This is a genomic window from Vibrio sp. 397 (assembly GCF_033339395.1).
Taxonomy (GTDB): Bacteria; Pseudomonadota; Gammaproteobacteria; order Enterobacterales; family Vibrionaceae; genus Vibrio; species Vibrio alginolyticus.
Genome location: NZ_JAWOUN010000001.1, coordinates 651,140 through 661,360, shown reverse-complemented (window position 1 = coordinate 661,360; position 10,221 = coordinate 651,140). Strand labels below are relative to the sequence as shown.

The window sequence follows — 10,221 nt, the reverse complement described above, 5'->3', positions numbered from 1 at the left end:
AATGAGGAAGCGACGTTTATTCCTCTGGAATATCGTCCCTGACTTCGATCATTTCAGCAAGCTCTTCAAGTGCTTGGACAGAAAGCTCAGACAAGCGTTGTAGGTGTTGGTCTAAGCTCTCTTGTTCTTCAAGCTCTGGTTCATCATTATTTGTTTCTTTTATTAGCATTTCTCAACCTCTCAAGTTGAGTAAGGGGAGCTCTCATCATACTCAAAAGGCAAAGTAGAAAAGAAACGATCTATGTTGATTTTGTTAGCTCGATCATTGATTCAACTTATATATGAGAAGGATGTGTTTAATAAGGAGAGCAAGTGCAAGGTTTTTGGATGCGGGAACAAAAACGCCAGTAATCATGACAATTACTGGCGAGTAATAACGAACATTATGTCGAAGGGTTAGAACAACGGCTTCACACCGAACTGCTCTGCCGCGTAAGCGACGCGTTCAATCGGTTTTGGATACTCAGCAGGTGTGCCAAGGCTCTCTATGTGTTTCAAACGAGGAAGCAAGCCTGCACCATTAGCGATTTGGATTGCCAGACCAGGGCGAGCGTTAAGCTCTAAAACCATAGGCCCTTCATCTTTATCCAGCACCATATCCGTACCCATGTATCCCAAACCTGTCATTTCCCAGGCACTTGACGCAAGCTCCAGCAAGCGCTCCCAATGCGGTACTTGAAGGGTCGAAAGGTCTTTACCTGTATCAGGGTGATGAGTCACTGGATGATCGAACTGCACCGCTCTGACGGCTTTACCTGTCGCGATGTCAATGCCTACTCCTACCGCACCTTGGTGAAGGTTTGCTTTGCCGTCGGAAGCCGCTGTAGAACAGCGCATCATCGCCATAACTGGATAACCTTTAAATACGATGATCCGAACATCTGGTACGCCTTCATAACTGAAGCCATCAAAACAGTCATCAAACTTGATTAAGTTTTCAACCACAGCAACGTCATTTTTACCACCAAGAGAGAAAAGGCCAGCAAGCGCATTACTAATGTGACGCTCGACCTCATCCCTACCAATTGTAGAGCCGGAGGGTTTGGTATATACCCCGTTTTTGTGAGACGTAACAACCAGAATGCCTTTACCGCCACTACCTTGTGCAGGTTTGATTACAAAACCAGGCCAGTTCTCAACCATTTTGTGGATAGTCTTAACTTCAGCTTGGTTATGAATGACACCGATCAGGGCAGGAACTGTTGCTCCTGCTGCCTGTGCAATAATTTTGGTCTTTAGCTTGTCATCGACAAGTGGGTATTTAGAACGATCATTGTAACGGCCAATATAGCTGTGGTTACGCTTGTTCATCCCCATAATGCCTTTATGGCGAAGCTTAGACGGCGAAGTAAAACTTTCGAACATCGTTTAGTCCTCCGCTAGTGGTTTGAAGCGTCGTAGCTCAGTGAGGCGGTAACCTGTGTAAGTACCTAGTAATAGAATACCGGCCAGAACAATCAACTGTAGACCAATGAAGTTAAAGGTTAAGTGTTGAATGTATGAGTTCGTCATTGCAAGGTAAACTAATACCGCTGTCAGCAATGAACCACCACCTTGCAGAGCAACTTCCTTCGCACCTTCTTCTTCCCATAGGATTGACATACGTTCAATCGTCCAAGACAAGATGATCATAGGGAAGAAGGTAATTGTTAGGCCTTCTGTTAAGCCCATTTTAAACGCAACAACGGTGAACACCGAGATGATCATAATAACGGTAATAATGACCGCAGATATCCTTGCTACCAGCAATAAGTTCAACCTAGACAAATAGCTTCGAATAATCAGGCCTGTACCTACAATTAGCAAGAAACCGACAATACCCGTTAATAGTTGAGTTTGAACAAAAGCAACGGCAATCAACACAGGCATAAAGGTACCGGATGTTTTCAGGCCGATAATCACACGCAAGAACACAACGATCAGAGCACCAATAGGGATGAGCATGATGGTTTTGAACATAGCTTGCTCTTCCAAAGGTAGGCTATGAATTGAAATATTCAGTAATCCATCTGCTTCTATTTTGTTGTTTGTAGCTTGTTGTGGTGTCATTTCTTGCTTAATCATCGAGAAATGCACTTGGCTATTTTTACCACCAACAAGGTCAAGTAAGGATACGTTTGATTCATCCCACACTAACAAGTTGGGTTTCACTGCTTTTTGTTCGGATTTTGGCGAAAACAGTACCCAATCTTTACCTGACCAAACCTGAACCATTGGTTGAATTGTTTGGCGTCGACGACCATCTTCTAGTTCGATAACACCGACGGTTTTGCTCTGTATACCTGCGGTAAGCAAAATGTTATGCAGTGCATCAGTACGGCTGAAATCGTTCAGTAGTAGCGACGAGTTTTGGCTATCAGGGTCATTAAGCGCTTTGATAAGCTCACGAGTAAACGTCACATTATCGGCTGAGCGACTCATCGCACGTTCGATAAGGGCATTTGCCGCTGCTGCTTGTGGCGCTGAAAGCGTTGGTGGCGTAATGTCTTCCGTTGGCGGTAAAGGAGTGACTTTAGCCTGAGGGTCTACTAAGAACTGGGCTTTGTAGTATATGGTTTGTGGCCCTTGAGCTTGGCGAATTGACCATTCTGCACGACGGCCTGAATCGTCATTGATGTAGGAAACGCCATAACCTGATGAGGAAGCAGATTCACCGATAAGTGTGTAACCACTTTGTGTATGAGGTGCTGCAAGTGACGCTTTTACTTCGTTGCCGTTAGCATTGAACTCAATACGAGCTTCTACATCCCATACCTGGCGAGTTTCGCCTGGCGTCCAAGGCACGCCGTAGTTTTCATGTCTGAAAACACTCAGAGCAATGCCCGCAATCACCAATAAGATGATAGAAAGGTAAAACGGTATTTTTGACGTCATAATCTACCTTATTATTTTTTATCTTCGTCCGTTTGGATATAGGTACGACTTACATCGACAAGTGCTATGTCGCGCATAAATTCTCTACCCAGTAAAATAGGATGGTTCATATGTGAGCGATCTGCCAACGTAAATTGCGCTTTTTCATGAATTTTTCCAACGCGCACCCAAAGTTCTACCACAGCGCGGCGTTCTAACTCTTCACTGGTAACCTGGCGGATTTTGACGTAGCGAATGACAGGAGCTTCGATCCAAGTACTTTTCTCTTCTTCGGATTTACTGGTGTCTGCTAAGTGGAATCGGACCCATTTTTTGCCATTTCTTTCGAACTCTTCAATATCAACGGCATTTAAAGACGACGTCGCGGCACCAGTGTCGATACGTGCATCAAAAGTTTGCTTAATCGACTCTACAGTGACCTTTTCGATAGAGCCAAGGACAATATCGTGAGTTGGGGTTGGTTCCACAGGAGCGGGAGATTGGACAATAATCGGCTCTTTCGGTTTTTTTACTTCTGCCATTGCTTCATCGCGAAATGTAAGAAGTTCAACCTGTAGTTTATCGACTTGTTCTTCAAGGCTGTCGATATAGTCCGATTGGTTGCTGAGCTGTAGCTCTAGGTTGGTAATGCGATTATTGACATTCGCTTCTGAATTTTGAATCGCCGCTAACGTTTCTTGGTGGTACTGTTCGCCTTTGGTTAGTGAGCATCCAGATAGTAAGGCGATGGCAACAATCGGGGTCAATCGTAATAACATTGAAAACCTTGGGATTGGATTAAGTTGTTTATTTTTTAGGAGTTTAGCTTATATCGATAAAGCCTCACAAGTAAGAATGTTTCTCTATTACTTATTGTTTGAGGAATAGTGATGAAAAGCCAAAAATCAAGGACATAAAAGCGCATCCTTATTTAGAGCGTGCTTATATTTTGACGTGAAAAATGGATTCAAAAAACAAACTCGCTCATTACGAGGAAAGAGGGTAATGTCTTAACTCGTAAAATGAGTTAAGACAATGTCAGGAATCTCAGCGAATTATGATTTGCGAGCGACAAGAACCGCGCGGCGAGGGGCAGGATAGCCTTCTACAGTTTTGCTTGGGTCGTTCGGATCTAAGTAGTCAGGTAGAGAGTTATGCGTCATCCAATCTGTGGTACGTTGTTCGTCTACGGACGTGATGTTTTCATCAACGATACGAACATCTTCAAAACCGACCAATTCTAGCCACACTTTTAGGGCTTTTGCTGAAGGGAAGAAATAGACATTACGCATTTGCGCGTAACGAGAAGTCGGGACCAGTACTGCATTCTCATCACCTTCAATCACGAGTGTTTCCAATACGAGTTCACCACCAGATACCAATTGATCTTTTAGTTGCACTAAATGATCGAGAGGCGAGCGGCGATGGTAAAGCACGCCCATGCTGAATACCGTATCGAACGCTTCTAACTTAGGTAGTTGTTCAATGCCCAATGGCAGTAGGTGTGCACGTTGGTCATCGCCCATTAGTTTACGAATTGCTTCGAACTGAATCAGGAACAGGTGAGATGGATCGATACCGACAGTTAAGCGTGCACCTTCGCCTAGCATGCGCCACATGTGGTAGCCGTTACCACAACCTACATCGAGTACGCTGCGATTCTTTAATGGTGAAATATGCGGAAGCACGCGGTCCCATTTCCAATCACTGCGCCACTCAGTATCAATATGGATGCCGTGTACGTGGTATGGGCCTTTGCGCCAAGGATGGAATGTACGAAGTAAGCTTTCTAGCTTTTTAAGTTCCCCTTGAGGCATCGGCTCATTGTTTGAAATCGTGACAGAATCAACAATGTCGATGTTGTCCGGTCTACCCGCTGGGATTTTGTTCAGGGCTTTCAACCAGCGACCAAAGTCACCGTGCTCTGCATTTTGCCAATCCGTTAGCTGTTGTGGAAGCACATTAAGCCAAGGTTGAAGACGGGTGTCTTGTGCAATCAATTGGTAGAAATTTGCAAAGTTAAACATAGTTAGTTAATCGCTGAGTTGATGGGTATAAATTATTAACAAAAGCCGAAATCGGCATGGTTCAGGCTTTGTATGCATGGTCTATTTAATCGCGAACATGGAGCCGAAGTTAAAGCATTGGAACCAAACATCGTAGCTAGAAAAGCCAATTTTAGCGAAACGCTCTTTATGCTCTTTCTTTGAATCTGGGCGCATTACATTTTCTATCGCGCTGCGCTTTTGGCTGATTTCTAGTTCGCTATAACCATTCGCACGTTTAAAGTCGTGGTGAAGGTCAATTAATAGTTCATTCGACACTTCATCTTCGAAGACGAATTTCTCAGATAGAATCAAAATGCCGCCCGGACGAAGGCCAGCGTAAATTTTTTCGAGCAAGGAGTAACGATCTTCTGGAGAGAGGAATTGCAAAGTGAAGTTCAACACCACCACTGACGCGTTTTCAATTTCGATATTGCGAATGTCTGCTTCTACTACATCCACAGGAGTGTCACTGCGGTAAGCGTTGACGTGAAGTTTACAACGCTCAACCATTGCAGGAGAGTTGTCCACTGCGATGATTTGGCAACCTTCTTGTTTGATATGGCGACGCATAGACAATGTTGCAGCACCCAAAGAACAGCCAAGGTCATAGATGTTTGAGTGAGGTTTTACAAAACGCTCTGCCAGCATACCGATTGCAGAAATGATATTGCTGTAACCCGGTACCGATCGTTGAATCATGTCAGGAAATACTTCCGCTACGCGTTCATCGAACGTGAAATCCCCAATTTTATCGATTGGAGCCGAAAAAATAGTATCTGGATTGCTCTTAGGGTTCATAACTAAGTCTCTGCATACAAGCCGCCTGAAAATGTCAGGCACCAAAAAAGGCGCGTATTTTATGGGAATTTCGCGCCTCTGTCATGTGTTGCGTTAGAACATCTGTAACTGCGAGTTGCCATCGTCAGCTGGGAAAGGTGATAACTCAGGGAGTGTGATACGCTTTTGTATGTCTTTATATAGGTTTGCGGCCAACTCTGGCGCAATTATATTGTCTGCGGTATGGATCATGACATATGGCTGTTTACCTTCGGCAATCCATTGTGGCAACTTGTTGAGCCATGGTTTAAAAAACTCGTAATTTTGTTGTTCTTCTGGATGACCAATAAAGCGAATCAAAGGATGTGAAGCGGTAGCAATGGCGTGAACAGGGACTCGTGGTTTTTTCATTTGTGCATCAATAATCGCCTCATTGTCGGGCTTAGCGGCAAAGACTGGGCGGCTATCCATAATAATGCGGTCAATATTATTCTCTACTAACCATTGGTTAAGTGCTCGCTCTTCTTCGCCTTTGGAGAAAAATGCCATATGGCGAACCTCAACACCGAGAGGGAAGTTAGGTGGAAAGCTCGCGCAGAACTTTTTCAGTCGATCAAGGTGCTCAGGACCAAATGCGGCTGGTAATTGAATTGTCCATTGGCCTACACGGTCATGCAAAGGCTCCATGACTTTCATGAAGTCTCTCAGTTGTTCGCTGCAACCTCTTAGCATTTGCTCATGAGTAATGGCTTTAGGAAGTTTGAAAGTAAAGCGAAAATCATCGTGGGTTGCGGCTCTCCAGTTTTGCACTGTATTGAGCGTCGGTGTGGCATAAAATGTCGTGTTGCCTTCCACGGTATGAAACACTTGCGCATACCTTTCTAAACGTTCAGCGGGCTTTGTCCCGCTGCCGTAAAAACTTTGTTGCCATTGATTGTGCGACCACATCGTCAATCCAAGTCGAAGAGGTAAGTTATCCATTATTCTTTACTGCTTGCTACTCGTGTGAATACTTTACGAGAGTTTTGCTGAAATAGGTAATTTCACGCTATAATCCTCCCCAATTTTTTCGCTTTGGTGCGCTTTTGAACATTTGTTGTACTAAAAAGCACCAGTGAATGATAAAACACACGTAATTGTATGTTGAGTAGTCGATTTTCGTGGACATTCAGCGTATAACTGAATCTTTACTCTGCTTAGCAATGAGGCTGACAGAGCGTAGTTAACAACATTTGAGAGATTGGGAATTTCATTATGCGTACCCATTACTGTGGTCACCTGAACAAGTCCCTTGCAGGACAAACTGTAGAACTTTGCGGCTGGGTTAACCGTCGTCGTGATTTAGGCGGTCTTATTTTTATTGATATGCGAGATCGCGAAGGTATCGTTCAGGTAGTTGTTGATCCAGATATGGCGGATGCGTATGAAGTGGCGAACACACTTCGTAATGAATTCTGTATCAAACTAACGGGTGAAGTGCGCGTTCGCCCAGAGAGCCAAGCAAACAAAGACATGGCAACAGGTGAAGTTGAGATCCTTGCGAAAGGTCTTGAAATCATCAACCGTTCTGATGTTCTGCCTCTAGACTTCAACCAAAAGAACTCTGAAGAGCAGCGCCTGAAGTACCGTTACCTAGATCTACGTCGTCCAGAAATGAGCGACCGCATCAAGCTACGAGCTAAAGCGTCTAGCTTTGTTCGTCGTTTCCTAGATGACAACGGTTTCCTAGACATCGAAACACCAGTCCTAACAAAAGCGACTCCAGAAGGCGCTCGTGACTACCTAGTACCTAGCCGTGTTCACAAAGGCAGCTTCTACGCGCTTCCTCAGTCTCCACAGCTATTCAAACAACTTCTAATGATGTCTGGTTTTGACCGTTACTACCAAATCGTTAAGTGTTTCCGTGATGAAGACTTGCGTGCTGACCGTCAACCAGAATTCACTCAGATCGATATCGAAACGTCATTCATGACGGCTGACCAAGTTCGTGCAACGACTGAGAAAATGGTTCGTGAAATGTGGCAAGAGCTACTAAACGTTGACCTAGGTGAATTCCCAGTAATGCCGTTCAGCGAAGCGATTCGTCGTTTCGGTTCTGACAAGCCAGACCTACGTAACCCACTGGAACTAGTAGACGTTGCTGACCTAGTGAAAGACGTTGAGTTCAAAGTATTCTCAGGTCCAGCAAACGACGAAAAAGGCCGCGTTGCCGTTATTCGCGTTCCAGGTGGTGCTTCTCTGACTCGTAAGCAAATTGATGGCTACGGTGAATTCGTTGGCATCTACGGTGCGAAAGGTCTAGCTTGGATGAAGGTTAACGACCGTGCAGCGGGCATGGAAGGTATCCAATCTCCAGTCGCTAAGTTCCTAAATGAAGACGTGATCAACGGCATTCTAGATCGTACTCAAGCGGAATCTGGTGACATTATCCTATTTGGCGCTGATAAAGCGGGCATCGTTGCAGAAGCAATGGGTGCGCTACGTTTGAAACTAGGTAAAGACCTAGAGCTAACGGATGAGTCTGCATGGGCTCCACTATGGGTTGTAGACTTCCCAATGTTCGAAGAAGATGACGAAGGCAACCTACACGCGATGCACCACCCATTCACATCGCCTCTAGGTGTGACTGCAGAAGAGCTAAAAGCAAACCCAGCTGCGGCAAATTCTAACGCTTACGATATGGTTCTAAATGGCTACGAAGTGGGCGGCGGCTCTGTTCGTATCCACAACGCAGATATGCAAGAAGCCGTATTTGATATTCTAGGCATCACACCTGAAGAGCAACAGCTTAAGTTCGGCTTCCTGCTTGATGCGCTGAAATTCGGTACGCCTCCACATGCTGGTCTTGCATTTGGTCTAGACCGTCTAGTAATGCTGCTATGTGGTACAGAGAACATCCGTGATGTTATCGCGTTCCCTAAAACAACAGCAGCGGCGTGTCTACTAACAGACGCACCAAGTATTGCGAACCCAGCAGCGCTAGAAGAGCTAGCAATCGCAGTAACTGCAGCGAAAGAAAAAGACGCAGAATAAGCGCACAACATTTGAAGAAAACTCCCGCAACTGCGGGAGTTTTTGTTTAAATAAACCCAAGAAACTTCCAAAGCAATTTCCCAAGCAACGCTTTTAGAACATGTTTTGTTATTAAGCGTCAAAATACATTAAAAGGTGAATTATGGCTGGTCATAGTAAATGGGCGAATATTCGTCACCGTAAAGCAGCGCAAGATGCGAAGCGCGGCAAAATTTTTACTAAATTAATCCGTGAAATCGTTGTTGCGGCAAAAGAGGGGGGCGGTGAGCCAGAAAATAACCCACGTTTGCGAGCAGCAATTGATAAAGCACTGTCTAACAACATGACACGTGACACTGTCAACCGCGCTGTCAGCCGAGGTGCTGGTGGTGAAGGCGACGACAACATGGAAACCGTGATCTATGAAGGTTATGGTCCAGGTGGTACGGCGGTCATGGTTGAATGTATGACGGATAACCGAAATCGTACGGTATCTGGCGTACGCCATGCATTCTCAAAGTCAGGCGGTAATCTGGGGACGGATGGTAGCGTCAACTATCTTTTCGACAAGAAAGGCGTGATTTCATATGGCCCAGGTTTAGATGAGGATGCGGTAATGGAAGTAGCATTAGAAAGTGGTGCTGATGACATTGAAACGGCAGAAGATGGCTCGATTGATGTCTACACGGCCCCAGGCGATTTTGGACTCGTAAAAGATGCTCTTGATGCCGCAGGGTTTGAGGCAGAGAACGCGGAGGTGTCGCTGATCCCATCTACGAAAGCAGATTTGGACGCGGATACTGCGCCAAAACTACTTCGTTTGATTGACGCTTTGGAAGATCTGGACGACGTTCAAGAGGTTTATCACAATGGTGATATCTCTGACGACGTTGCGGCTACGCTAGATTAAACTCAAGGTGTCGAGAGCGGTATTTGCTCCGAAGTTAGCAAGTAATAATAAAAAGACTGAGGCCGAATTAGGCCTCATTTTTAGGAACATTCATGTCAATTATTTTGGGCATTGACCCAGGTTCGCGCATTACCGGCTATGGGGTCATTCGTCAAAATGGACGCCACTTGCAATACCTTGGTAGTGGCTGCATTCGTACTTCAGAAAAAGAACTTCCGGGTCGGCTTAAACAGATTTATGCAGGCGTCACGGAAATCATTACCCAGTTTCAACCGGACGTTTTCGCGATCGAGCAAGTGTTTATGGCCAAAAACGCGGATTCAGCGCTAAAACTTGGCCAAGCTCGTGGCAGTGCAATTGTTGCTGCGGTGAATGCGGAGTTGCCGGTATTTGAATACGCGGCTCGTCTTATTAAGCAAGCTGTCGTCGGCACTGGTGGCGCGGACAAAGCGCAAGTTCAGCATATGGTTCAGCAGATGCTTAAATTGCCCGCCAAGCCTCAAGCGGATGCAGCCGATGCTTTAGGTGTGGCGATTTGTCATGCCAATACTAACAAGACTCTCGTTGCATTAGCGGGCAAAGCAACCAGTGCTAGAAAAGGGCGCTACCGTTAAAATTAAC

At 45.3% G+C, this 10,221-nt stretch carries 10 protein-coding genes; 3 read left to right on the top strand and 7 right to left on the bottom strand.

Annotated features, from left to right (window positions below; all coding sequences use genetic code 11):
- Nucleotides 1-16 precede the first annotated feature (16 nt).
- The 7 genes from R7P36_RS02970 to R7P36_RS02940 all read right to left on the bottom strand — a co-directional run bounded on the left by R7P36_RS02970 (nucleotide 17) and on the right by R7P36_RS02940 (nucleotide 6,659).
- The gene (locus tag R7P36_RS02970) at nucleotides 17-169 is read right to left on the bottom strand and encodes a hypothetical protein (RefSeq protein WP_005378381.1); all 153 of its coding nucleotides are present in this window, start codon (nucleotides 167-169) and stop codon (nucleotides 17-19) included.
- Nucleotides 170-396: 227 nt separating this feature from the next.
- Nucleotides 397-1,365: an alpha-L-glutamate ligase-like protein gene (locus tag R7P36_RS02965; protein WP_005378387.1), complete on the bottom strand. Its 969-nt coding sequence runs from the start codon at nucleotides 1,363-1,365 to the stop codon at nucleotides 397-399.
- A 3-nt stretch (nucleotides 1,366-1,368) separates the two neighbouring features.
- Entirely contained in the window at nucleotides 1,369-2,874 is a 1,506-nt protein-coding gene (locus R7P36_RS02960; RefSeq protein WP_005378389.1) for an inactive transglutaminase family protein, read from the bottom strand.
- An 11-nt stretch (nucleotides 2,875-2,885) separates the two neighbouring features.
- The gene (locus R7P36_RS02955) at nucleotides 2,886-3,632 is read right to left on the bottom strand and encodes an ATP-dependent zinc protease (RefSeq protein ID WP_005378391.1); all 747 of its coding nucleotides are present in this window, start codon (nucleotides 3,630-3,632) and stop codon (nucleotides 2,886-2,888) included.
- Nucleotides 3,633-3,908: 276 nt separating this feature from the next.
- On the bottom strand, nucleotides 3,909-4,880 hold the full coding sequence (gene cmoB / locus R7P36_RS02950) for a tRNA 5-methoxyuridine(34)/uridine 5-oxyacetic acid(34) synthase CmoB (RefSeq protein ID WP_005387902.1): 972 nt from the start codon (nucleotides 4,878-4,880) through the stop codon (nucleotides 3,909-3,911).
- Nucleotides 4,881-4,961: 81 nt separating this feature from the next.
- Nucleotides 4,962-5,699: a carboxy-S-adenosyl-L-methionine synthase CmoA gene (gene cmoA, locus R7P36_RS02945; RefSeq protein WP_017635063.1), complete on the bottom strand. Its 738-nt coding sequence runs from the start codon at nucleotides 5,697-5,699 to the stop codon at nucleotides 4,962-4,964.
- A gap of 93 nt (nucleotides 5,700-5,792) precedes the next feature.
- Complete coding sequence (locus R7P36_RS02940) at nucleotides 5,793-6,659, bottom strand: DUF72 domain-containing protein (protein WP_064367988.1); 867 nt, start codon at nucleotides 6,657-6,659, stop codon at nucleotides 5,793-5,795.
- 273 nt (nucleotides 6,660-6,932) lie between these two features.
- Here R7P36_RS02940 and aspS point away from each other — a divergent pair, with 273 nt between their 5' ends.
- From aspS to ruvC, 3 genes are all read left to right on the top strand, one after another.
- Nucleotides 6,933-8,711, top strand: a complete 1,779-nt coding sequence (gene aspS, locus R7P36_RS02935) for an aspartate--tRNA ligase (protein ID WP_005378401.1) — start codon at nucleotides 6,933-6,935, stop codon at nucleotides 8,709-8,711.
- A gap of 142 nt (nucleotides 8,712-8,853) precedes the next feature.
- Complete coding sequence (locus R7P36_RS02930) at nucleotides 8,854-9,600, top strand: YebC/PmpR family DNA-binding transcriptional regulator (RefSeq protein WP_005378402.1); 747 nt, start codon at nucleotides 8,854-8,856, stop codon at nucleotides 9,598-9,600.
- 92 nt (nucleotides 9,601-9,692) lie between these two features.
- Nucleotides 9,693-10,214: a crossover junction endodeoxyribonuclease RuvC gene (gene ruvC, locus R7P36_RS02925; protein WP_005387909.1), complete on the top strand. Its 522-nt coding sequence runs from the start codon at nucleotides 9,693-9,695 to the stop codon at nucleotides 10,212-10,214.
- Nucleotides 10,215-10,221 lie beyond the last annotated feature (7 nt).

Excerpts from the sequence above, each read along its gene's own strand:
- R7P36_RS02970 (WP_005378381.1), bottom strand. The coding sequence starts at position 169 with ATGCTAATAAAAGAAACAAATAATGATGAACCAGAGCTTGAAGAACAA.
- R7P36_RS02965 (WP_005378387.1), bottom strand. The coding sequence starts at position 1,365 with ATGTTCGAAAGTTTTACTTCGCCGTCTAAGCTTCGCCATAAAGGCATT.
- R7P36_RS02960 (WP_005378389.1), bottom strand. The coding sequence starts at position 2,874 with ATGACGTCAAAAATACCGTTTTACCTTTCTATCATCTTATTGGTGATT.
- R7P36_RS02955 (WP_005378391.1), bottom strand. The coding sequence starts at position 3,632 with ATGTTATTACGATTGACCCCGATTGTTGCCATCGCCTTACTATCTGGA.
- cmoB (WP_005387902.1), bottom strand. The coding sequence starts at position 4,880 with ATGTTTAACTTTGCAAATTTCTACCAATTGATTGCACAAGACACCCGT.
- cmoA (WP_017635063.1), bottom strand. The coding sequence starts at position 5,699 with ATGAACCCTAAGAGCAATCCAGATACTATTTTTTCGGCTCCAATCGAT.
- R7P36_RS02940 (WP_064367988.1), bottom strand. The coding sequence starts at position 6,659 with ATGGATAACTTACCTCTTCGACTTGGATTGACGATGTGGTCGCACAAT.
- aspS (WP_005378401.1), top strand. The coding sequence starts at position 6,933 with ATGCGTACCCATTACTGTGGTCACCTGAACAAGTCCCTTGCAGGACAA.
- R7P36_RS02930 (WP_005378402.1), top strand. The coding sequence starts at position 8,854 with ATGGCTGGTCATAGTAAATGGGCGAATATTCGTCACCGTAAAGCAGCG.
- ruvC (WP_005387909.1), top strand. The coding sequence starts at position 9,693 with ATGTCAATTATTTTGGGCATTGACCCAGGTTCGCGCATTACCGGCTAT.